The organism is Mangrovicella endophytica (assembly GCF_002893625.1).
Taxonomy (GTDB): Bacteria; Pseudomonadota; Alphaproteobacteria; order Rhizobiales; family Rhizobiaceae; genus Mangrovicella; species Mangrovicella endophytica.
Map to the genome: position 1 here is coordinate 212255 of NZ_PKMZ01000005.1, position 21678 is coordinate 233932.

28 protein-coding genes, 1 tRNA gene and 1 riboswitch are annotated in these 21678 nt (G+C 64.5%); of the genes, 5 read left to right on the forward strand and 24 right to left on the reverse strand.

Annotation, left to right across the window (positions count from 1 at the left end):
* Nucleotides 1-3 precede the first annotated feature (3 nt).
* Nucleotides 4-1023, reverse strand: a complete 1020-nt coding sequence (gene thiB / locus C0R46_RS13755) for a thiamine ABC transporter substrate binding subunit (protein ID WP_102960206.1) — start codon at nucleotides 1021-1023, stop codon at nucleotides 4-6.
* Nucleotides 1024-1066: 43 nt separating this feature from the next.
* A riboswitch (TPP riboswitch) is annotated at nucleotides 1067-1169 on the reverse strand.
* A gap of 345 nt (nucleotides 1170-1514) precedes the next feature.
* On the opposite strand from thiB, the gene C0R46_RS13760 reads away from it, so the two are divergent.
* From C0R46_RS13760 to C0R46_RS20800, 3 genes are all read left to right on the forward strand, one after another.
* A complete protein-coding gene (locus C0R46_RS13760; protein ID WP_102960207.1) occupies nucleotides 1515-2159 on the forward strand; it encodes a thiamine diphosphokinase in 645 nt (214 codons plus the stop codon).
* 209 nt (nucleotides 2160-2368) lie between these two features.
* Nucleotides 2369-2445 (forward strand) — tRNA-Arg (locus tag C0R46_RS13765).
* A 143-nt stretch (nucleotides 2446-2588) separates the two neighbouring features.
* The gene (locus C0R46_RS20800; RefSeq protein ID WP_157944646.1) at nucleotides 2589-3875 is read left to right on the forward strand and encodes a hypothetical protein; all 1287 of its coding nucleotides are present in this window, start codon (nucleotides 2589-2591) and stop codon (nucleotides 3873-3875) included.
* A gap of 8 nt (nucleotides 3876-3883) precedes the next feature.
* Here C0R46_RS20800 and C0R46_RS13775 read toward each other — a convergent pair whose 3' ends face one another.
* The 22 genes from C0R46_RS13775 to C0R46_RS13875 all read right to left on the reverse strand — a co-directional run bounded on the left by C0R46_RS13775 (nucleotide 3884) and on the right by C0R46_RS13875 (nucleotide 18818).
* Nucleotides 3884-4942, reverse strand: coding sequence for a hypothetical protein (locus tag C0R46_RS13775; RefSeq protein ID WP_102960209.1), 1059 nt, complete (start codon nucleotides 4940-4942; stop codon nucleotides 3884-3886).
* Nucleotides 4942-5301 (reverse strand): phage tail assembly chaperone, encoded by a 360-nt coding sequence (locus tag C0R46_RS13780; protein WP_102960210.1) that lies wholly within the window; start codon nucleotides 5299-5301, stop codon nucleotides 4942-4944. The genes C0R46_RS13775 and C0R46_RS13780 overlap by 1 nt, the downstream gene beginning before the upstream one ends.
* Nucleotides 5301-5924, reverse strand: a complete 624-nt coding sequence (locus tag C0R46_RS13785; protein WP_102960211.1) for a hypothetical protein — start codon at nucleotides 5922-5924, stop codon at nucleotides 5301-5303. The genes C0R46_RS13780 and C0R46_RS13785 overlap by 1 nt, the downstream gene beginning before the upstream one ends.
* Complete coding sequence (locus tag C0R46_RS13790; RefSeq protein WP_102960212.1) at nucleotides 5921-8071, reverse strand: tape measure protein; 2151 nt, start codon at nucleotides 8069-8071, stop codon at nucleotides 5921-5923. The genes C0R46_RS13785 and C0R46_RS13790 overlap by 4 nt, the downstream gene beginning before the upstream one ends.
* The gene (locus C0R46_RS13795) at nucleotides 8071-9672 is read right to left on the reverse strand and encodes a terminase large subunit (RefSeq protein ID WP_102960213.1); all 1602 of its coding nucleotides are present in this window, start codon (nucleotides 9670-9672) and stop codon (nucleotides 8071-8073) included. Before C0R46_RS13795 ends, C0R46_RS13790 begins: the two co-directional genes overlap by 1 nt.
* Entirely contained in the window at nucleotides 9650-10036 is a 387-nt protein-coding gene (locus C0R46_RS13800; protein ID WP_102960214.1) for a phage terminase small subunit P27 family, read from the reverse strand. The genes C0R46_RS13795 and C0R46_RS13800 overlap by 23 nt, the downstream gene beginning before the upstream one ends.
* Nucleotides 10033-10353: a phage head closure protein gene (locus tag C0R46_RS13805; protein WP_102960215.1), complete on the reverse strand. Its 321-nt coding sequence runs from the start codon at nucleotides 10351-10353 to the stop codon at nucleotides 10033-10035. The genes C0R46_RS13800 and C0R46_RS13805 overlap by 4 nt, the downstream gene beginning before the upstream one ends.
* Entirely contained in the window at nucleotides 10353-10760 is a 408-nt protein-coding gene (locus C0R46_RS13810) for a DUF3168 domain-containing protein (RefSeq protein ID WP_102960216.1), read from the reverse strand. Before C0R46_RS13810 ends, C0R46_RS13805 begins: the two co-directional genes overlap by 1 nt.
* Nucleotides 10757-11170 carry an HK97-gp10 family putative phage morphogenesis protein gene (locus C0R46_RS13815; protein ID WP_102960217.1) on the reverse strand — a complete coding sequence of 138 codons (414 nt, stop codon included), beginning with the start codon at nucleotides 11168-11170 and terminating at the stop codon, nucleotides 10757-10759. The genes C0R46_RS13810 and C0R46_RS13815 overlap by 4 nt, the downstream gene beginning before the upstream one ends.
* Nucleotides 11163-11465 carry a head-tail connector protein gene (locus C0R46_RS13820; RefSeq protein WP_102960218.1) on the reverse strand — a complete coding sequence of 101 codons (303 nt, stop codon included), beginning with the start codon at nucleotides 11463-11465 and terminating at the stop codon, nucleotides 11163-11165. The genes C0R46_RS13815 and C0R46_RS13820 overlap by 8 nt, the downstream gene beginning before the upstream one ends.
* An 8-nt stretch (nucleotides 11466-11473) precedes the next feature.
* Nucleotides 11474-11962 carry a hypothetical protein gene (locus C0R46_RS13825; protein WP_102960219.1) on the reverse strand — a complete coding sequence of 163 codons (489 nt, stop codon included), beginning with the start codon at nucleotides 11960-11962 and terminating at the stop codon, nucleotides 11474-11476.
* Nucleotides 11963-11965: 3 nt separating this feature from the next.
* Nucleotides 11966-12319 (reverse strand): HNH endonuclease signature motif containing protein, encoded by a 354-nt coding sequence (locus tag C0R46_RS13830; protein WP_102960220.1) that lies wholly within the window; start codon nucleotides 12317-12319, stop codon nucleotides 11966-11968.
* Nucleotides 12319-12492: a hypothetical protein gene (locus C0R46_RS20805; RefSeq protein ID WP_157944647.1), complete on the reverse strand. Its 174-nt coding sequence runs from the start codon at nucleotides 12490-12492 to the stop codon at nucleotides 12319-12321. The genes C0R46_RS13830 and C0R46_RS20805 overlap by 1 nt, the downstream gene beginning before the upstream one ends.
* Nucleotides 12492-13640 (reverse strand): phage major capsid protein, encoded by a 1149-nt coding sequence (locus C0R46_RS13835; protein ID WP_102960221.1) that lies wholly within the window; start codon nucleotides 13638-13640, stop codon nucleotides 12492-12494. The genes C0R46_RS20805 and C0R46_RS13835 overlap by 1 nt, the downstream gene beginning before the upstream one ends.
* Nucleotides 13640-14143 (reverse strand): HK97 family phage prohead protease, encoded by a 504-nt coding sequence (locus C0R46_RS13840; RefSeq protein ID WP_102960222.1) that lies wholly within the window; start codon nucleotides 14141-14143, stop codon nucleotides 13640-13642. The genes C0R46_RS13835 and C0R46_RS13840 overlap by 1 nt, the downstream gene beginning before the upstream one ends.
* The gene (locus C0R46_RS13845) at nucleotides 14143-14529 is read right to left on the reverse strand and encodes a hypothetical protein (RefSeq protein WP_102960223.1); all 387 of its coding nucleotides are present in this window, start codon (nucleotides 14527-14529) and stop codon (nucleotides 14143-14145) included. The genes C0R46_RS13840 and C0R46_RS13845 overlap by 1 nt, the downstream gene beginning before the upstream one ends.
* On the reverse strand, nucleotides 14519-15658 hold the full coding sequence (locus tag C0R46_RS13850; protein WP_157944648.1) for a phage portal protein: 1140 nt from the start codon (nucleotides 15656-15658) through the stop codon (nucleotides 14519-14521). The genes C0R46_RS13845 and C0R46_RS13850 overlap by 11 nt, the downstream gene beginning before the upstream one ends.
* Nucleotides 15659-15791: 133 nt before the next feature.
* A complete protein-coding gene (locus C0R46_RS13855) occupies nucleotides 15792-16007 on the reverse strand; it encodes a hypothetical protein (RefSeq protein ID WP_102960225.1) in 216 nt (71 codons plus the stop codon).
* A gap of 505 nt (nucleotides 16008-16512) precedes the next feature.
* A complete protein-coding gene (locus C0R46_RS13860) occupies nucleotides 16513-17289 on the reverse strand; it encodes a BRO-N domain-containing protein (RefSeq protein ID WP_198598331.1) in 777 nt (258 codons plus the stop codon).
* Nucleotides 17290-17707: 418 nt separating this feature from the next.
* The gene (locus tag C0R46_RS20955) at nucleotides 17708-18019 is read right to left on the reverse strand and encodes a hypothetical protein (RefSeq protein ID WP_198598332.1); all 312 of its coding nucleotides are present in this window, start codon (nucleotides 18017-18019) and stop codon (nucleotides 17708-17710) included.
* Nucleotides 18020-18246: 227 nt separating this feature from the next.
* On the reverse strand, nucleotides 18247-18630 hold the full coding sequence (locus C0R46_RS13870; RefSeq protein WP_157944649.1) for a hypothetical protein: 384 nt from the start codon (nucleotides 18628-18630) through the stop codon (nucleotides 18247-18249).
* Entirely contained in the window at nucleotides 18627-18818 is a 192-nt protein-coding gene (locus C0R46_RS13875; protein WP_102960229.1) for a helix-turn-helix domain-containing protein, read from the reverse strand. The genes C0R46_RS13870 and C0R46_RS13875 overlap by 4 nt, the downstream gene beginning before the upstream one ends.
* A gap of 135 nt (nucleotides 18819-18953) precedes the next feature.
* Between C0R46_RS13875 and C0R46_RS13880 the strand changes: the two genes are divergently transcribed.
* Both C0R46_RS13880 and C0R46_RS13885 read left to right on the forward strand, forming a co-directional pair.
* Nucleotides 18954-19229 (forward strand): Arc family DNA-binding protein, encoded by a 276-nt coding sequence (locus C0R46_RS13880; protein WP_245413587.1) that lies wholly within the window; start codon nucleotides 18954-18956, stop codon nucleotides 19227-19229.
* A 4-nt stretch (nucleotides 19230-19233) separates the two neighbouring features.
* Nucleotides 19234-20427, forward strand: coding sequence for a tyrosine-type recombinase/integrase (locus C0R46_RS13885; RefSeq protein WP_102960231.1), 1194 nt, complete (start codon nucleotides 19234-19236; stop codon nucleotides 20425-20427).
* 128 nt (nucleotides 20428-20555) lie between these two features.
* Here the strand turns inward: C0R46_RS13885 and C0R46_RS13890 are convergent, their stop codons facing one another.
* Nucleotides 20556-21566, reverse strand: a complete 1011-nt coding sequence (locus C0R46_RS13890) for a LacI family DNA-binding transcriptional regulator (protein ID WP_245413581.1) — start codon at nucleotides 21564-21566, stop codon at nucleotides 20556-20558.
* Between the last annotated feature and the right edge of the window lie 112 nt (nucleotides 21567-21678).

Here is a 21678-nt window from a genome sequence, read left to right on the forward strand (position 1 = left end):
GGCTCACTTGCCGACCGCGGTGAGCCATTCCTGCGTCCAGGCGCGGCGGTTCCTGGCGACGGTCTCCGGATCAATCGACAGCGGCGTCTCGACCTTCACCAGCTTGCTGAAGGCTTCCGGCAGGGATGACGCCGTCCGGGCGGCCGGCAGCGACCAGTTCGTGGTCGGGATGACGTCCTGCGCCTGCGGCGTCAGCATGAACTGGAGAAAGCGCTGCGCCAGCGCCGGATGGTCGGCGCTGTTCAGCCGGCCTGCCACCTCGATCTGCAGGTAGTGTCCCTCGGTGAAGGCGGCCGCCTGATAGCGCTCCGTCTTTTCCTCAATCATATGGTAGGCGGGCGAGGTCGTGTAGCTGAGGACGATCGGCACCTCGCCCTTGGTAAAGAGCCCATAGGCCTCGCTCCAGCCGGGCGTCACCGTCAGGATGCGGCGCGACAGACGCTCCCACTTCTCGTCCGCCTCGTCGCCATAGACCGACTTCATCCAGAGCAGCAGGCCGAGGCCGGGGGTTGAGGTGCGGGCATCCTCGATGGCGATCTTCTCGTTCGGATCGCCCTCGACGAGATCATCGAGGCTCCTCGGCGGGTTCTTCACGGTCTCCGTGTCATAGACAAAGGCGAGATAGCTGTAGTCGTAGGGCACGAAGACCGGATCGGCATAGCCGCCGGGGATGGTCAAAGGCTTGAGGTCGACGCCGCTGTCGGCGAAGAAGCCGGTGGCCTTCGCCTCGGGCACCAGATCGGTCGTGAGGCCGAGCACGACGTCGGCCTTGGTCGATGCGCCTTCGAGCTTCAGGCGATTGAGAATAGCGACACCGTCCTCCAGCCCGACGAACTGCAGGTCGCAGCCGCACTCGGCCTCGAAGGCCGTCTCGATCTTCGGCCCGGGACCCCATTCGGGCACGAAGCTCTCATAGGTGTAGACGGTGAGGACCGGCTTGCTGCCTTCGGCCGCTGTGGCCGGGCCGGCAAGGGCGAGAGCTGCACCCGCGAGGGCGAAGCGGACGAGGGGAGCGATGCGCATCGATGGACCTCCGCGGTAAAGGAGGTCAGGCGGCGCGGTCGCGACAGGCGACGGCTCGCAATCCCTCCGCCGGTACGAGCCGGATCAGGTTCAGCGGGTTGGCGTCGGCCGCCTCTCAGCCCGGATGGGCACCCCGTGTGAGCAGGCGAAGACCTATGCTACTGCCGGCCCGGCGGCAAGCGGCGTCTTCTGGTTGGCGACGCCGCTCGGCGCTGCTTGCGCCGGACAGGCTCGATCGCGGACCGATGCTTACAAGGTGGAGAGCGGCAGACACCCAGGCAGCTACGCAACTGGGTTGGCGCAGTCGGCCGTTGCCCGGGCGAGGGTGGCATGCGACGCAGCGGGCGCCGACCGGTCGCGCTGCCCGAAAAGCGATGCGCCGAACGGCGCGCTGACAAGGTGCCGATCGCCAGCCGCGCCATCGGCTGGTGCGGCCGTATCGCAGCGGCGGCCTTCGAGGCGGAGCGGCGGCAAATGAAGAGGACAGGCCGATGAGCCATTTCGCCGTGCTGCTGGCCGGGCCGATCACGGCGACGACCGCCCTGCGCGCCACACTGACCGGCGCCCGGGTGATCGCCGCCGATGCCGGCATCCGCCATGCCGCGACCCTTGGTCTGACACCGGAACTCTGGGTCGGCGACTTTGACTCGGCGGGTGATGATCCCGAATATGCCGGCTTCGCCGGCGTCCCGCGCCAGACCTTTCCGCGCGACAAGGACCAGACGGACGGGGAGCTTGCGATCGACATCGCGCGCGAACGCGGCGCCAGCCGGCTGACCCTCGTCGGCGCGAGCGGCGGGCCGCGCAGCGACCATGCCTTCTCCCATCTGGTGCTGGCCCTGCGCCATGCCGAAGCGGGCATCAGCGTGGAGCTCTTCGACGGGCGCGAACACGCCTGGCCGCTGCTGCCAGGCCGCCAGAGATTTCCTATGGACGCCGGGTCCCAGTTCTCGATCCTGAAATTCACCGACCTGGCGGGCCTGTCGATCCGCGGCGCGCGCTTTCCGCTGGAGGACGCCGCGATCCCCTTTTCCTCCATCCTCACCCAGTCCAACGAGGCGACCGGACCGGTGGAGGTGACCCTCCGCTCCGGCCGCGCCATCCTCCTGGCGCAGGCCGACTCAGCGGTGCGGTGAGACGGCAAAGGGTTCGTCTCGGCAGTCCGACTGCGGCAGCGTGGCCTCAATAGTCTGATGCGACTCTGCAGGCTGTGGCAGGCTAGGGCTCTATTGCCTCATCGGTTAGACCCGTCGCCTCGGGCGCGACGTCCGAGGCATGAACCCACCGGTGCCTGCCCATCCCGCTTGGCGGCCCGGTGCAATTCCGCTAGGACTACGGCCCAGGCGGTCCCGTAGCTCAGCAGGATAGAGCATCAGATTCCTAATCTGAGGGTCGCGCGTTCGAATCGCGCCGGGATCACCAATCTTTTCAATGGCTTAGATGCTGATTGCGATATGATCATGTCGCATTGGTGTTGCATCCAGTTCCCTTGATTTCCAGACGATTCCCGATAGCCTCGGCAGCTCCATGCGACATGGAGTGCGACATGGATCAAGGGCTCTCATTTGGCGAAGAAGCTAGAAGAAATTAGCGGAGCTCTGGCCCGCCTGCGTGATGCGGTTAAGGAAACTGTATCTCACGATCAGACGATGCTTAGCGCTACCGGGGTCTGGAAAGCGCCGGCAGTCGATCGCAATGACCTGCGAATAATGGCGGATCGCGTCAAGGATGTGATTGATGCAGTCGATGAAGATCTTCTGCCAGATGAGCCGCCTATTAAGGTGTTCGTTGATGCTATTGATCAAGTGCAGGCGCAGGTGATCACGCAACTCTGGAACTCGCAGACTGCAGCTCCCGCCTATGTGGCATACAGAGCTGTTTTAGACGCAGTCAGAGACTATTTTTCCTACTATGTGAACTCTACGCCTGATTGGGAAGTGCTCTCTGACGCTGGCAAGCTTCCTAAGGAACTTACTAAGAGATTGCGATCTATAAAAAGTAGTATCAAAGAGCTTGAAGAAGATTATGGCGACCTGAAAATGAAGGTCGGCGATATCAATCAAGCTCACGAAGCCGCCCTAGCTTTACCGACCGACATGGATACTCTGCGTGAAGCTGTTGCGCGCATATCTCACAGGCGGGAGATAGCCGAAAAAGAGAGTGTCATAGTCACAGCGTCTCTGGAGCATGTGAATAAACTGCTCAAATCTATTCAGGAAAAAGAGGCAGAAGCCAAGCAGCTTGTAAACAACACCCATGACGCCTATAGCGCAGCTACAACAAAAGGGCTTGGGGAAGCCTTTCAGTCGAGGGGAGACGAATTAGCCAGGTCGGTGTGGGTTTGGGTAGTGTTGCTTGTCATAGCGTTAGGTGCCGGCGCAGTCATAGGATATTACAGATTTTTGGCATTGCACGACTTGGTTGTGGAGAGAGTCTCTTCTGATCTTCTCTGGTTGAACGTGGTTATGGCGGCATTATCATTAGCCGCTCCGGTTTGGTTTGCTTGGATTGCCACCAAACAAATCGGCCACCGATTCCGCTTAGCTGAGGACTACTCGTTCAAGGCGTCCGTCGCGAAGGCTTACGAGGGCTACCGGAGGGAAGCTGCGAAGCTTGATCCGGCATTCGCGAAAAGGCTCTTCGGGTCCGCTCTAGACCGAATTGATGAAGCGCCGATCCGATTCGTTGAGAGTGAAACATACGGTTCACCTTGGCATGAGTGGATTGGAAGAAAGTCCACCCGGGCAAGGGGTTCGCATAAAATCGGTAGCCATAAACCAGCTGAGCCGGTGATATCCGAAGAACAAGAGATGCCAGGAAGAGAGATCGAGGCGAGAAGGGACGAAGTCTAAGCTTTCGGCTAAGCTGCCTCTCTCCACTCCGTCGTGATTCGGGCGCCTTCGCACCGCATTAGGTAATCGAACGCCGGCGCCGCGATCCGCTTGAGGCGCCCTGTCTGCACCCGGTAGGCCGAGCGGAAGCACGCAGCGTCGCAGTACTCAGCATGTGCGCTCGTAGTCATGAAGAGGCTGCCGCAATAGCGGCATTCGGCCTGCCGCTCGTCCCGCGTCGAATTCGAGCAGACCTTGGAGCAGAAGAAGTTGCTCGCCTGTCTCGGCGTAAAGGTCGTTCCGCAACACTGGCACGGCCTCGGCTGGTGGATGCGAGCTGCCGCGCCCTGGCACTGCTTGCTACAGAACCGTGCGTCGGATCGACCGAGCGAAGGCCGAAACATCGTCGAGCACTGCTCGCAAGCCCGTTCCGGGATCTCCACGCGCTGGCTGGCGGCCGAACAGCGCATCGAGCAGAACCGTGCCTCTGATTTCTCGTGCGACGGCTTGAAGCTCTTTTTGCAGTTTTCGCAGCTGCGCGACACATGCCGATGCCGATAGACCGCCCTGTACGCCTCTCGCTGCATGGCGTCGCCAGCGAGTGCGTTCCGGAAATCCCACTCGATGTAAGCCAGCCGGGCATGCTCATCGCAGCAGAACAGGCGGTTGCGGCTGCCGGATAGATCGTCTTCGTCGATCGGCCCATAGCACCAGCGGCAATTCTCCCGCGGCTCTACGAAATACCGTTGGCCTTCCTCTTCCGTCGGCCGCGTTTCCCTTCCTCGGCCGAGCTGGATAAAGGCGCGGCGCACCACGTCAGCCGCCGCATCGTCCGCGCGATACCAGCCGTGCCCGCTATAGATCAGGCCGACGCGGAGGCCATGACGAACGGAAGCCTCGCCTTCCCATCGGCTATCCCGCCAGTCGCGGAGGAGATCGGCGGCAGTCTGGACGACGCGATCTCGCTCGGCGGCATTGAGGGCCGGCTTTGATCCCGCCAGGCTGACGGGCTTGGCGGTTCCATATCGGTACTCGGTGAATGCGAAGCCGCCATGCTTGCGCCGCGCGCTCTTTCCCTTCTTCGCCATCAGAACACCGCGTCGAAGAGGTCGGCGCTGATGGCGTGCGTCGACGCCGGCGGCAGCGTCTTCACGCCGTCCTCGGCCGAGCGGTTCGCGAGGCTGTCGCGGGCATGATCAAGCCAGGCATCATCCATGGCGCGGAGCAGCTGCGCATGGTGAGGCTGAAGCGGCAGCCTCTCGACGCGAGCGAAGGCCTCCATCTCGGCATGGGAGATCGGCTGCGGCCCGGTCATGCCAAAGCTACGGCGCCGGTGCAGCGCGCCGAACCACTGCCAGACGAGACGTCCAGCCTCCGGCACCTGCGGCCGATCACTGACGACGGCCGCGACGAGCTGCCGCTCAAGGCGGTCCGTTGCTCGCGTCATCACAGGCGACTTTCCACGAGCTGGAACGAAGCCGGGCAGACATAGCCGGGAGTTTCCGGCTTGAAGGAGTTCCAGATAGGCCGCATCAGGATCTCCGCTCGATCGAAGTAGACGGTTGCAGCGTCGATATTAGCGCCGATCGAGAGCGGCGGTTCGAAGGTGATCGTCCGCGAAGTGCCGGAGCCGTTCACCTTGTCGACCTGGACGAGGTAGCGTCGCCCCGCCGGCGTCAGGAACGAAACGAAATCGCCCTGCGTCAGGATTAGTGCGGCATGCACGCCAATGACGGAGACGACGTTTGCAGAGGTGACGGCCGAGACAGTGCCAGCCTGTTTCGCCGGCTCCAGGTTGCCGGCATGGGCCGCCGGCACATAGCGCGGCAAGCGGAAGATGACCGGCCGGATGCCGCCACGCATCGAGTTGAACCAGGTCTGCACGCGCCTGTAATCGGCGTTGTAGAGCGGCAGCGTCTTCATGGTTGCGATCCACACGGGGTCGGCAAACTCAATGACGTTCGTCAGCCGACCACCCGAGCGCGACTGCGACACGCTGAGAGATAGCTCGAGCGTGCTCTGCGCATCGAAGCCGACGGCGGGAAGCACCAGCGGTGCAAGGTCACTCATCGTGCCATTCCCGTGCGACGTTGCGTTTCGTGGAGGTTCTTGCGGAAGCGGCCATAGGACCCCTTGTCGTAGGCCGTCAGCCCGGACTGCATGACGTTACCGGCAACGTCCTGGACGAACGCCTGCAAGTTGCCTTCACCGTCGATCCCGACGCCGACAGACACATGGACGTTCTGCTGTTGCGGAGCGGCCGCCGGTGCGGCTGGCGGCATGCCGATCGGCTCCTGCCTGGTCGGCAGCGCATGGTTCGGAAGCACCGTGCCGGAGCGGCCGGGCGCAAACAGCTCCGGCCCCTTCTCGCCGACCAGGTAGAACTTGCTGGGATCGACATCGCCGCCGGTCGCACGGCCGCCGCCGAACAGGCTGCCCAGCGCCTTGAAGGCCGCGTCGAGCCATCCGCCGCCGCCAGCTCCACCGCCGCCACCCATGCCGCCGAAGGCGTTCTCGACGAGATTGTTGATTGCCATGTCGATCAGCTTGGATGCGAGATCGTCGAGGACATTGCCGAGGATTTCGCCGGCGCTGGCGCCGTCACGAATGCCGTCGGCGATCGTGTGGAGCGCGTCCGAGGCGACGTTCTTCATCGCCTCCTGCGCATCCTTCAGCCGCTCTTGTGCCTGCGTCTGCTCGTCGATGGCGGTCACGAGCTGGCGGATCTTCTCCTTCTGCTCGTCGGTGGCCGAGGCTCCCGCCTGGCGAAGCGCATTGCTGATCTCGCGCTCGACATCGCTGGCGCCGATCAGCCCCTTTTCGCGCTCCAGCTCTGCAATGAGGTCGCGGACTGACTCGGCCTCGCGTTCGGCCTGAGCTGCCGCGCGGTCCCGACTGGCACCGCCACTAAGGTCGCCGCGCCCGCCCGATCCGCCGGTGTCAGCTGGCGGCGCATAATCGTCGAGGGAAATGGGCTTGAACGGGGCAGCCGCCGGAGGCTTGAGCCGCCCCGACTTACCGGCATTCGGGTAGCGCTTCTTGATGAGGGCATCGAGTGCCGGATCACTGCCGTAGCTGTCTGCCCGAAGCCGATCCTGAATGGTCACCGGGTTCTTTATGTCGAGCGCTTGGCCGAGCTGAGTGCTCGCGATGTACTCCCCGATCTTGTTCAAGCCGGTCATCCGGCTGAGGTTCAGGGCGAAGTCGTCTGTGGCGTTCAGGGCGCGGTTGATGATGTCGATGTAGCCCTGCACCTCGGTGATGAGGCTGTCGAAGCTGACATGCTCGATGAACCTGGCGAGGTTGTCGATCGCCGCGCCGAAGGTATTCGCCGCCTTGGTCGAGCTGTTGAACTCCCCGGCGGCATCCTTCAGCGAGTTGAACAGGGTCGTGAAGCTGTCGGAGATCGTCCGCTGCGATCCCTCCAGCCGCTCGGCAATCATCGGTGCACCGGCCTGGATGCCGCGGAAGAAGGCTTCCGAGGAGATCTTGCCGTCCAGCATCAGCTTGCGTAGCTCGGCGACTGATCCGCCCGCCTGCTTGATGCCGGTCGCCGCTGCCTGCGCGATGACGGGTGCGCCTTCCAGGATCGAGTTGAACTCCTCGGCACGAACGACGCCGCCGCCGAGCGCCTGGCTGAGCTGCATCAGCGCGCCGGATGCTTCCTGCGCCGACGTGCCGCCGGCGCGAAGCGCCATCGCCACGGTATCGGAGAAGGTCACCAGCTCGCCAGAGTTGGTGTTGAGTTCATTCATGTTGAGGGCGACGCGGCTATAGAGCTGCGCCAGGCTCTCGATCGGGGTCGAGTTGCGCTGCGCCGAGGCGTAGAGGCCTTCATAGACCTCCGACAGCGCCTTCCCCTCCAGGCCGGTTGCCTTCAGAGCATTGGTGATGCGGATGGAGCTGTCGATGAAGCCCTGCGCGCCCTTCAGGACGAGCGCGCCGGCGAAGACGCTGCCGAGCGTGCGGCCAACGGCAACCATGCTCTGACCATAGGCGCCGATCCGCGTAGAGCTGGCCGCGAGCGCCTGGTTGATCCGGCTCGTTGAGCGGATCATGTCGCGTTCCATCGCGGCCGTCGCGCTCTTGCTGCTGCGCCGCATGCTCCCGAACTCGCGCCCGGCGGTCGCGCTCGCCTTCGCCATGTTGCGTTCGAGATCGCGGATGCGAGCCTCGACGAGCACGATCAGCCGTTCGTCACCAGTCACGTTCGACATCACGCATAACCCCACTCTTCGACGGGACCGATGTCGCCGTCATAGCTTGAACGGTTGCTGTCGCCGGCGGCAGCACGCGCCACGGCCATGGCCGCAGCAACGGCGCCGTCGATGCGGTCGCGGCTCTTTCCCTTGTGGAACATGCGGTTGCCGGCGCTGTCGGTCTGGATCTCGATGTTCTCGACGTTCCAGCGCAGCACGGGGTGCCCGCCATGGCGGAAGCGGCGCCCGATGATGGCGCGCTCCAGCTCCTTCACCGCCGGCGCCATGGTGACCCAGCCCTGCCTCATCTCGACGACGGGCAAGCCGTCTTCCGTGAGGTTCGCCATCATCACGCGGCCGAGATGCGGATCGAAGGCGACTTCCTGCACGTAGAAACGGGCGCAGAGTTCGCGGATGTGATCCTCGACCTTGCGGAAGTCGACGACGTTGCCGGGCGTCGGAATGATCATCCCGTCATCCGCCCAGGCGGGATAAGGCACCTGGTCCCGCTCGCCGCGCTCGCGCAGCCGATCCTCCGGACAGAAGAACCACGGCCACACCTGGTAGCCGTCGCCGTCGCGCCAGGCTGCGACGACGCAAGTCAGGTCGGAATTGCTCGACAAGTCGACGCCGAGCCAGCACGGTTCCTGCGATGTCTCCAGGTCGTCGAGATCGACCTCGCCTCCGCCTTCGTCATAGACCGACATCTCGACGAAGGGGTCGGTGGCGTGGTCGAGCCAGATATTGAGGTTGAGCTGCCGGAAGGCCTCTCGATCGCCGACGCGCCGGGTGCCCTCAAGCGCCATCTGCCGCAGGCCCTCGATGTCGGGATAGCCATGCGCGAGGCCGGGGTTCACCCGGCGCCATACTTCTTCATCCGTCCAATCGTCATCCTTGGTGGCTTCGAACAGCACCGGCAGGATGGACGGATCATCGACCTCGCCCCGCGCGATCTTGCGGGCATCGTTGACGATGTCCCAGGCAATGTTCTCCTGGCCGCGTCCGGCGGTGGTGGCGACGACGAGGAGGCTGCCGGGCGTCTTGACGAGACCAGAGCGGAGCACATCCCACAGGTCGCGCTTCTTATGCGCGTGCAGCTCGTCGGCGAGCACGAAGACGGGCGTGCGGCCGTGCTGCGTGCCGGCGTCGGCGCTGATCGCCTCCATGAAGCTGCCGACCTTCGGGAAAACCAGCTTATTGCGGTAGTCGAGGGTGCGGATGTTCGCGGCGATCTTCGGATGCGCGAGGCAGAGGGCCTTGGCCTCATTGTAGCCGATGCTCGCCTGCTTGCGATCCGACGCGGCCATGATGACCTCGCCGCCCGGCACGCGCTCCGGCCCGATCATGTGCAGCAGACCCAGCGCCGCCGCGAGGCTGGTCTTGCGGTTGCCACGCGGCAGCAGCAGCACGACGGTTCGCACAATGCGGCTGCCATCCTCCTTTCGCGGCCCGTAGATCCGGCGAACGGTGCGCTCCTGCCACGGATCGAGCTGGAACGCCTTGCCGCTCTTCGGGTGCTTCAGCGATCGCAGGAACCGTACGGCACGCTCGCCGCAACCGAGTGGGTCGGGGATCGGCGAGCCGTCATAGATCCAGTCAGGATATGTCGAGCGGGTCATCTTCACCGTCGTCAAAGAGGCTGCGTTGCATCGGGCGCGAGCGCGCCATCGGCGTCAGTCCGAGTTCGGCTGCGAGCTGCCGCGCCGTCGCCATTGCCTGGTTTTGCATGCGCCAGAGCTTGGCTTTGACGTTCAGGTCGGTGAGGCCGGACATTTCCGCCTCACACTCGCGGATACGGCCCTGCGCTACGCAGTAGTTTTCGAGGTTGGAGAGATCGATATCGGTGAGGATCTTCCGCTCCTCGAGGTAGGGCTGCATCCGTCTCCACTCGCGCTTAGCGGCTTCCGACAGCCACTCCGGCGGCGGCGGGAACGCGCCGGCAGTGCCGTTGATGAGGACGAGGTGCGGCTTCGTGCCCCTCATTTGCCGGTCTCCTCGCAGCGCAGCTCCAAGCCCTGACGGCGACCGAGTTCCTTCACCTCTTTGATGTTGAAGCGGCGGCCGTCATAGGTGACGCGGCTCGACGTCTGGATGCCTTCGACGAAGCGGGTGCGGAACACGATCGCGGTCTCGCTGCTCTCGCCATAGGAGCGCAGGAATTCCTCCGTCGAAAGCGTGATGATCTGCGCCCGCAAGGTCGCGATCGGCGTCCAGCTCGGGATGCTGCCGCCGCCGCCATCCGGCACGCCCGGACCATAGGCGTCGATGGTGATGAGACGGTCGAGCTTGCCGGCGCGCATCAGTCGACCTCGCCGGCAAGCGTCTCGATCGTCACGACGGCATGCGCCGTTTCGCCATCGGGATCGCGGAGGAACCGGATTGAGGAGACGCGGCAGTCCGCGAAGTGCCAGCCATCCATCGGCGGGAGCGCCGCACGCATGGCGGTGCGGATCGCACCGCTGATCGCCTTCACGCCAGCAAGGCCGGTCTCGCGCTTCCACACATGGAGAGTGGAGACGACGCGGATGGTCCGACGTGCGATGTCGCCCTCGTCGATCTCCTGGTCCTCGCCAAGGATGATGGAGGGATCGGGCGCCGGTCGGCTGTTGCGGTCGAGGATGCTGTCGGCCGGGACGAGCGCCAGCACGGCGGCTGTGTCGATCAGGCGGCCACGGATCGCCTTCTGCACGGCATAGGCGGCGCTCATGACGCGCCCCGCTTCCTGATGGCGCGGCGGATCGCGCCCTTGATCGCGGTCTTCGCCTTCTTGTTGTGGAGGCGCACGGAAGGCCAGAAGAACGGCTGTGCGTTTGCTTCCGCCGTCCCGTACTCGACGAGGTGAGGATAGCGGACATCGGAATTGCCGACTGTCACGGCCGCAGCGTTCGACGGTACGGCCATCGATCCGCCCGGCTGCGAATAGGCGGGCGTCGTGTGGCCGCCGGCGGTGACCTCGATGCTACGCTTCAGGTCGCCGGTGTCCTCCGGCGCCAGGCGCCGCATGGTCGCGGCCATGGCCTCAGCCTGCCTGACGACGGCGGGCTGCACGGCGGCCGTGACGTCGCGCGGTATCGCGGCAAGACGGCGCTGGAGCTTGGACAGGCCGCCGTCATCCATAGGTGTAGCGCCGATGGTTCGCGAGAATGGCGAGCGCGCCGAGCGGCAGCTCCTGCGCCACGACGCCGACAAGCGTCGCCTCGCGGTTCTCGTAATAGTGCGCTGCCACCATCAGCACCGCCTGCTCAACGTCCGCTGGCGTGCCTGTCGGGAACTCGGCTGCATCGTCGAGGGCAAAGCCGAGCTGTGCCTCGACGTGCTTGCCGGCGGCGAGCAGGCAGCGCGCCAGCACTGCGTCGTCATCCGTGCCGATGACGTTGCAATGCAGCTTCACATCGTCGAGGGCGAGCGCCATGGCCGTTGTCAGCTCGCGCTCGCGACGGTGCGGACGATGTTGCTGTTGATCGCGATGGAGATGTTGAGCTTCATCGCGTTGTTGGCCTGGTCGAGCGCTTCGGCCGCCGACATGACCTTGCCGATCATCATGCGCGTCGAAGGCTTCGGCGAGGAGCCAGTCGCAGGCGCATCGTTGAACTGGATCTTGATGGCAAAGTCAGCCGGGCTCTTCTCGGCCGCGATGGCAGCAAGCTGCCCGGCGTCCGCATAGTTGATGTCCGCCACCAGCTCGATCGTGCCGGCGTTGCGGGTGCCCTTGATCGTCTTCGTGCGGTTCTCGCCGATCTGGTCGGACGTGATGGCGTTCGACGTGTCGCCGAAGGTGCCGATCTGCGTCAGGCCCTTGATCTCAACCCACGCCTGCGACGTGAAGTCGGCCGCGACATAGTCCGCGCTCTTATCGTCGAGCGCACCGCCGATGAAGACCTTGGAGCCCGCGGTTGCGAAGAACGGCATGGGTCAATCCTTTCCGATGCGGCGCTCTTCGCTCTGCTTGGCGCCGGAGTGACAGGAGGTGCAGAGGGGCTGCCAGTTGCGGCGGTCCCAGAAGAGGGCTTTGTCGCCCTTGTGCGGGGTGATGTGGTCGACCGTGGTGGCCGGCTGGCCGCAGCGGCGGCAGGAGGAATAGACGGCGAGGTAAGCCGCCCTCTCGCGCTCCCATTCGGGCGTGTAGCCGCGGGAACGGGCGCTCGGCCGCTTCTTGTCAGAGACGGCCTTTCGCTCGTTGTGGCGCTCCTCGGCCTTCGGGCACCGGCTCCCATAGGCATGGGTGCCACCGCAGAGACCGCAGGCACGAGGAGCGCGAGACGGCATCAGTCCGCCTCGCCTTCGTGCGGCTTCCACGTCTCGTTGAAGCGGTGGACGTCGCCGTCGCGGGTGCGCACGACGGTTTCGCCATCCTCCTCGGTGACGGTGACGCCACCCTTGGTCTTGCGAAGCTCCTCGACGAAGGCTTCGACCGTCTTAGCCTGGCTCTTCCCGGCCATCACGCGATCCCCTTCAGGACGGCAATGGCTTCCGGCATGACGGTGGCGCCGCCGACACGGCGACGAGCGCGGATCTTCACGATGCCGTTGTCGGCGCCGGTGTAGTCGTCTCGCATGGTCTGGATGCCGATGCGGTCGACGATCTGATAGCCGGTGTCGAAGTCGCCGAAGGCCACCGGATAGGCACCTGCGGCAAGGTCCGGCATGTCGACCATCTCGTAGATCGGTCGGCCGAGGAGCGAAGCGGGCGCACCTTCGGTAAGGCCAGGCTGCCAGATGAAAGCGCCGTTGCCATCCTTCAGAAGGCGGATGGTCGCCAGCGTTTTGCGGTTCATCGTCCAGACGGCGCGACGCGCATACTCGGTCGGCAGGCTGTAGTAGAGCGCCATCAAGCCGTCGACGAGCTTGGAGCCGTCCGCCTTCGTATCGATCTTCAGGTAATCGGCCGCATCGGCAAGGAAGCCTTTCGGCTTGCCGTTGCCGTCGCCGTTGACGAAGGCCGCCGCCTCTTGCTTGGCCATTTCGCGAGCGACGTGGTTGCGGACGAACGCCTCCAGGTCGATTAGCGCGTCCTCCAGCAGCTGCTGCGAGATCGGCACGATGACGGCCTGTTCGTGGACCTTGATCGACTGCTGATCGAAGGAAGGTTCGGACACAGGGCGCGGGCCAATCTCCGTCACCCAGCCGGGTTGGACGTTGCCGACTAGCTTCGGCAGCAGGATCTCGTTCGTGCCAATCGACATGACGTTGGCGATCGTGCGCATGGGCGACTGCTCGGAAATGCCCTGCAGCACGCGGGTCGAGAACTCCGGCGCGACCACATAGCCGCCTGCGGAGGCGGTGCCTTCCACAAGCGTCTTCTTCTCGACGTCGTCGAGGCTCTGGAGGCCGTTGCGGACGTAGCCGTTGAAGGCCTTCTTCTCGATGTCCTCCGGCTTCTCCTCCTTGCCGTCACCGGCGGGGCGGTTGGCCTTCGTCTCCAGCTTCTTCAGCCGCTCGTCGAGCTTCGACGTGTCGGCCTTCGTCTCCATTGCCTTGAAGCGATCATCGATCGAGGTCTGAAGCGTTTCGAGGCTCTTGGTCACAACCTCGACGGCATCGTCGCCGTCGTCGCCCTTGAACTCGACCGGGGGCATGTGGCGGGTCATCAGCGGTTTCCTTTCATCGCCGTGGCGGCGCGGTTGATGGCCTCGGCGATGCTCCGGGCCGCGTCGAAGGATTTCGAGTGGGTGATCCTCGCGTCGGGATGCGAGGGCTCGCGGACGATCGAGACCTCGACAAGCTCGATCGCGGAGAGGATGCGGTTGCGCCCATGGCGCTTGCTGCCGCGGTCGCGGAAACCGATGGAGAGGCCGTTGAGCCGCCCTGTGAGGATCTGTGAGCGCACGCCCCGCGCCTGCATCGACTTCAGGTCGAGCCGGCCTTTGACGTGGAGCCCGTCATCGCGCTCCTCGATCGACGTCCAGAGGCCGATCAGCGCGTCCGTGTCGTGGTTACGGAGCATGGGAAGCTCCGTCACCGGCAGACGCAGCGCGCCTTTCTTGATGATGTCGCCTGCACGGTCGGGCGTGGCATACGGCCAGGCGATGCCCTCAACCGTGCCATCCTCATCGACGGCGAGCTGCTTGGTTTGAACATCGAGGCGATCCATCAGGCGCGCCCTCGATGCGCGGCACGATCACTGGCGAAGCCGTCGACCTGTTGCCGTACCCAATTCACACGGAGGAGCCGGAGGAGGTTCTGCGTCGTGAACGGCACCGGCTCGCCGGCCTCGCTGATTTCCCAGCGCAGGACGTGCCGAGCGAGGGAGTTGAGGTTCGCCTTCTCGCGGTTCTCGGCACCGACGCGGCCGTCTGCGTCAGCAACCTCGGCAAGTTCATCATAGAGGGCGATGCGCGACCGCGTGGCGGTGTCGCTGTCGGGGCCGACGATCCAGAGCTTGATGCCGGTCGGCTGCCCCGTCACGGGGTCGACCAGCTCGAACTCACGGCCGCGATCCTGATCGGCGATGTTCGCCAGCACCTCATCAAGCGTCATTGCTCGGCTCCTGCGGCGGGTTCTGCGGCGCGGCGGCGCCCGCCTGGCTCGCGCCGGTGTGAGGGTTGGCGAACTCGGCGCCGCCTTCGCGCGGCCCCATGCCAAGCCAGTCTCGGCCCTCATTGGGGTTCAGGACGCGAGACGAGATCAGCGATGAGATCGCGGTGGCGCGCGCCGTGAGATCGACGGCGGTGAAGTCGTCGCGGTCGAAGCGGATGCGGTAGTCAGCGCCCTCCTCGGCGGTGAAGAGCGCCCGGCGCATGGCGCCCTCCAGCGGGCGAAGCCAGAACTCCAGACCGGCAAGCCATTCCTTTTGCGCCGACTCCATGTTCGACCAGGTCTGACGCGAGAAGTCGTAGAGGGCGCCGGGCGGCACGCGGAAGTGGCGGCCGATTTCGAGAATGGCGTGCTGCCACGTTTCGAGCAGCTGCGCGTCGACGGCCGTCATGGTCATCTGCGCCCAGGTCGCGCCGTCCCACAGGATCGCGGTCCGCCCTGCCTTGCCAGCGCCTTCGTGCGCGGCCTTCCAGCCCTTCAGCATGCGCTTGACGCCCTCGTCGCCGAGCTGCTTGGGGCTGGTGATGACACCGCCGGGACGCGCCGCTTGGCTGAAGAAGCTGCCGACGTGTCGCTCCAGCTTGTGCACCACGCCGATCGCGCCGGAGGCGAGCGACAGCGGGCAGCGGTCAAAGGGGCCGCGCAAGTGGATGACGTCGCCGTTGCCGACGGGGCGATTGCCGATGCGGTAGGAGGGTTCGCGGCGCCCGTCCGAGGAGTAGTCGGCGGTGAACGACCCTTGCGCGTAGTGGACGATCTCGACCGGCTCGCCGTCGCGGCGGTTCACCCAGGCGAGCCCGCCCTCGTTGCAGGTGAGCGCGGCCACGACGAGGTCGCGGATTAGCGTGTAGGTGTCGCTCCAGTCGTTCGGCGCATCTTCAAGGAGGCGGGCGACGGGATGCTCCGGGGCGGCCGTCCAAGTGGTGCCGTCGCGCTTCTCGACGAGGATGCCGAGCGAGGCGATCGAGCCGGAGATCAGCGAGATGGCGGAGGAAACCGCCGGGACCTCAAGGGCCTGCCGTCCGGTGACGGCGTAGTCGGCGACAGCGCCGCCGCCGAACAACTCAAACATCCAGTCCGCCGGCACCGCAGTGCCCGACGCGGTGTGCTTCGTCTCAATCGGTTCGGAGCGGGTGAAGGGCCATAGGCGCATTCCGATTTTATGCCGGAAGCAGCCCTTGCGCCGCTATCGGTTTGAGAGGGGATCAGGCGGTTTGAGAAGGTTTCAGGCGGTTGCTACGCATGAAGCTCATCAGATCGTCCTCGAAGCAGTAGAACCGGCCGCCCAGCTCGCGGATCGGGGTTCCCTCCGCAGTCGCCACGGTGTCGCGAACGAAATCGGCGCCGACGCCGATCCGGCGGGCGATTGCCGGCAGCGTCCAGATGATCCGCGCCGGATTTTTCGGATCGACAACGGCCATGCGGTCGAATTCAGCAGGGGTGATATCTCTTCTAACCATCTATCAAACCTCAGAAATTTCCAATTCGGACAAATCTCACGCGAGGCTACCCGCGCCGGTCCCTGCCAAGGGTCGAAAGTTCAAGACCACCCCCGGGCCTGTGCCTCGGCCCGGCTCTGCCGCCTCGCCGCGCCGGCCTCGACCGCCGCAGCTCCAGCATTCTCAGGGGTTTGGGAGGCAGGGGAGCCAGCGCTGCCCTTAGACTTGCCTGCCTCCCAAAATCTCACCGCCATAAGTCTCTGATAGGTTTGAGCTATCTCTTATGATGGGACGCTAGGGAGCCTAGGGAGGATAGATCTCAGGTGACACATGGAAGGGTTTGAGATGGGGTAACCCATACCCCGATAATCACGTGCACACGCGCACCCGCCGGCTTGCCTCCCCAGGCTCCCCAGCGTCCAAAGCCATTGAAATGGCTTGGCTATTGTGCAGGGAGGGAAGCCGTGCAGGTAAGGCGCCTGCCTCCCTAGCCTCCCTCTTTCGGTACGATGAAGGGTAGCGGCTGCGTCCGCATGCCCTCTGCGAAGGGGCTGCGGTCAGGCCCGCGTGCATCCGCACGCAACTGGAGCCCGAGATAGAATATGCAGCTGGCTTGCACCTTCAGGTGTCCCGCTCGCCGCATAAGGCGTCCAAACATGGTGATCGTCAAGGCGGGGGCGTGTTCGTCCGCAGCCCACCGCTGATAGGCCTCATGCAGCACCGTCGCCTGCACACGTGCGAACGGCCGTGCATCCGTGCACTCGGCAATGAAGGCCTGCACGGCGCTCAGGAACGCGCCTGGATCGGCACCCTCCTCAACGGGGATAGGGTCGGGCACCTCCGGCAGGCCGAGGTCGGCCCATACGGATCGGGCAGCCTCCACGCCATGCACGCGCCGAGCCTCGCGAACCACGGCAAGGGCAGCGCCAAGCTCCACGGGGTCAAGCCGGCGCCGGCTGTAGCTCCCGGTGCGGCGGATTGCCGGCAGCACGTCATGGAAGACCCAGCGCTTGAACCGCTCGGCCTCCGGCTTGCGGCTTTCGAAGATCAGGCGGTAGAGGCCTGACTCGTACAGCCAGACCATAGCCTGCTCGCCGCCAAGGGTGTGCGTACTACGCACCCCCTTTTCCTCATCAGGGATGCGATCGAACGCTCGCTGTGGCGTTTCCAGTCCCAGGCAACGGCAAACGTCGCGGCCGTTGAACAACGGCTCGCCGTCTTCGGTCATTGTCCGCACGGCGTCGCCGTCGAAGTCGAATGTCACAAGCGAATTCATGGTGATGATCTCCGGCCTGTTGAAGGGTGCAGAAGGTGCAAACTGCGATCCTCCCGCCATTTTGGCCTATGCTCCCGCAAGCTCCCGAGCCGCCGTCTCGCTTTGCGCAATGATTTCAGGGCCTAGACCCTAAGATTGGGAGGATGGGAGGTTTGGGAGCTTTATTCTTGTCGTCATTCATGCGCGCCCAAGCGCATGCGCGCGCATCATGGGAGGCCGGAAACAAGGTCCCGATCCTCCCGCACCCTCCCAATCCCTTGCTGCGCAAAGGCTCCCGATATAGCCGATCCTCCCATCTGCCTCCCGAAACTGGGAGGATGGTGGCCTGTGGGGTGGTTCTTCGGCATCCACAGCAAGGGGGTCCGGGGCGCGCGAAGCTGGTGGAGCGGAGTGCGGGACGCCGTCATTACGCTTCCGCCTCCTCAAGCTCGGCCTCGGCCGCCAGCCAGGCAAGACGAAGGTCGACCGGAAGCCACGGGTCCAGGTGGCCGTTGTCGAAGCGACGGTCGATCAGGTCCGCCAGTGACGTCGCGCAGTACTCCTCGACGACATGAAGGATTGAGTAGATCATCCGGATGCTTGCCCTGTAGGCGCAGCCGGATGACTGTTCGTCGCCCACCTCCGCAACCTGCTCAAGGCGGATCAGCAGCTCCACCAGCTGCATCGCGGCGCCTTCCATAGAGGCCGCCCGCGTCGCCGCGATGTAGTCGCGGATCACGCTCTCCTCTTCGCGTGAGTGGCGAACGGCGTTCTCCAAGTAGTTGATGGGATAGCCGCCCCTCAGCGGAACAGGCGTTTCCGATACCCTTCGGTCGAGGGCGTAGGAGACGGCCCGCACTTCACGAAGTCGCCCCGCCATCTTCGCGATCGGGCAGATCGCGGCGCGCTCAACCGGTTCAGGCGCCGGCATCCGGGCAGTCTTCGGCTTTGAAGCTTTGCGCCGGCTCATGACAGGATACCCGCCGCCATCAGGCGGTTCACCTTGTTCTGGAACCGCACGTTCAGGGCTTGAGCCTGCTCGTCCAGGTGGCGCACGGCGAAAGCCACCATCTGAGCGTCGTCGCGATGGAATGGCAGGCGGAAATAGTCGGCGCCGGTCTGCTCGCCCCGATCCAAGTCGATGAACGTCACGACGAGGTGCTTGACGATCGCGGCGAACTGCACCAGGTCGGTGACCGGGTCGCTCAACTCGTCTTCCAGACTTGCGAACTCCATCCGCAGGGTGTTAATATCCGGGCTGTTCATTGCCTTGTCCTTTGGGGGATTGGTTGAACCAGGGCTCGGAGAGGTTGCCGCCTCTGCCGGGCCTTTTTGTTTCCTGCTGATCATGCCGCTGGCTCCGCGAAGAAGCGGGCGAGCGCGCTGCGCTCCGCAACCCAGCGCTGGCCGACGCGTCGCGCCGGCAGCTGGCCTGCATCACACATGCCGTATGTCTGCCGCTCGGTCCTGCCGATCAGCTTGGCGATGCTCTTGATCCCCCAAACGAGATCGAGGGGCTTCTCTGCCTGCTCGTCCATTTCCGTTAACCTCCTTTTATATCAGTGACACCATAATGATGTCGCACCATTACGGTGTCAAGACATGGTGTCGCTCTGGTGCTATGGCTGGCGCCTTCTAAGGAGGTTAGTTCAATGGCAGAGCCCGAGACTCGCATGACACTTCGGTTGCGCACTGCTTTGCGCGACGAAATTGCGGAAGTGGCCGCGTTGAACAGCAGATCCCTCAACGGCGAAATCGTGCACCGTCTTGAGCATTCCTTCAGTAGACAAGTCGAGATATTTCCGGACCTCGGCACAGTAAGCCCGATGTGGCCGCGAAAACATCACCATTCTGCCCTATCGGACCGGGATCTATTAGAGTCGATCGACAAGTACTCGCAATATATACAAGACTGTATTGAGTTGCTGCGAGATAGGAACAAGGGCTGACCGAATGTCCGTCCGCAAGCGCTCTTGGACCACTGCCACCGGCGCCGAGAAAACGGCATGGGTCGTCGATTACGCGGACGCCAAGGGCAAGCGCCGGCTAAAGACGTTCCAGCGGAAGAAGGAAGCTGACGCCTTCGCGGCGACGGCCAACGTCGAGGTGCGAGAGGGCGTGCATGTTGCCGACAGTGCCAGCGCTACCGTCGCCCAGGCCGGCGACTTCTGGATTTTGACCGGCGAAGCGGCCGGGCTGGAGCGTACGACGATCGCGAACTACCGCTCGCATGTCGACCAGCACATCAAGCCCTTTATCGGCGAGCTGAAGCTCACGGCGTTGAGCATTCCCGTCGTTCGCTCATACGAGGACCAGCTGCGGGCCGCCGGTCGCTCGCAGGTAACGATCAAGAAGGTGATGGTGAGCCTCGGCTCGCTGTTGGCGGATGCGCAGGAGAGGGGCCTCGTCGGTCGCAATGTCGTCAGGGACATGCGCGGCCGTCGGAAGGGCGACAGGCGACAGGAACAGCGCCACAAGGGCCGGCTGAAGGTCGGCGTCGACATACCCACACGCGAGGAGCTGAAGGCTATCGTCGCGGCGCTCCACGGCCGGTGGCGTCCGCTACTCCTCACAGCGATCTTCACCGGCCTGCGTGCGTCCGAGCTGCGCGGCCTGCGATGGAAGGACGTCGACCTCGACAAGCGCGAGATCCGCGTCCATCAGCGCGCTGATCGCTTCAACGCCATCGGGAAGCCGAAGTCGATCTCCGGCGAGCGTGCCGTGCCGGCACCGCCGATCGTCGTCAATGCGCTTCGCGAATGGAAACTCGTTTGCCCGAAGGGTGATCTCGGCTTGGTGTTCCCGAATGGCTCCGGCAAGGTCGAGGGCCTGAACAACATCGTTCGCCGAGGCTTGCAACCGATCCAGCTCAAGGCGGGCGTGACGATTGCCACCGGCGAGGTGGACGCCGAAGGCAAGCCGATCCTTGCGGCAAAGTATCCGGGGCTTCATGCCCTGCGGCACTTCTATGCCTCCTGGTGCATCAACCGGAAGGAAGACGGCGGCCTCGGCCTCCCGGCGAAGGCCGTACAGGAGCGGCTCGGCCATTCATCGATCGTCATGACGATGGACGTCTACGGCCACCTGTTTCCGAGAGGTGACGACGCCGACGAGCTGGCCGCTGCAGAGAATGCACTGCTGGCCTGATGCAACATGGCTGCGACATGGCGGCAGAAAGCCGTTCTAAAACAATGGCCGCAGTAACATTCCTAATCTGAGGGTCGCGCGTTCGAATCGCGCCGGGATCACCATTCACGGACCACGTCCGCTTCCCCTTACACGCTGGCGCGGCGGACGATGGAGAAGCCGAGATCGACGAAGGACGGGCCCTGCCGCTCGTCGATCCGGTCGCGGATCATCGCCACCGTCTGCCGGCCGATCTCATGCGCCTTCGCATCCACGGTCGTCAGCTGCGGCGTGATCTCGGAAGCGATCTCGAAATCGCCCCAGCCGGTGACGGCGATCCGCTCCGGCACCGGCCAGTCGCGACGCCCGCATTCGAACAGGACGCCGGCGGCGACGATGTCGGTCGGGCAGAGGATCGCGTCCAGCGCGGCATCGCGCTGGTGCAGCGCGTTCAGCGCAGCCGGCCCGGCGCTGAAGCCATCGGCCTCGTCGACGAGATGGATCAGGCTGCTGTCGAGGCCGGCCTCGGCCATGTAGTCGCGGAAGGCCGGCAGGCGCTCGCTGTAGCGCTGTGACGCATCGCCGGCAAAGCCGACGAAACCGACGCGGCGGAATCCACGATCGAGGACGATGCGCAGCAGCGACTGCATCGCCTTCCGCACGCTGTAGCCGATCCCCATGTCGACAGGCGGCGAGGTCGCCCAGGCCTCTACCACCGGCAAAGGCGTCTTGCGCAGGAGATCGACCGTGGCGCGCTCATGATCGCTGCCGACGAGGATCAGCCCGGCGACTCTCAATCCCAGGAAGGTTTGGACGGCGGCGAGCTCCTGCTCCGGCGTTTCGGCCAGAGAGATGACCAGCTCGTAGCCGCATTCGGACGCGGCCTCGCTGATGCCTCTGATGAACATGTAGAAGCTGGAGTTCTTCAGCGACGGAACGACCGCGCCGACGACGCGGCTTTGCCCGGAGGCGAGGTCGCCGGCCGCGCGGTTGGGCACGTAGCCGAGCTCGGCCGCAATATCCAGCACACGGCGGCGCGTCGCCTCCTGGACGCGATCGGGATAGCGGAAGGTGTTGGAGACGGTCATCGGCGAGACGCCGGCCGCGCGCGCCACCGTCTGCATCGTGATCCGGACAGGGCCTCTGAGTTCGACCGTCATCTGTCCTCGCGGCTCGGAACCATGGGCGAGACTACATCCTATGCATCGCGGCCTGTTGACCAGAAAGCAGGCGCTGTCGCTTGACATTTCGGTTCGGTATTTTGATTGTAGC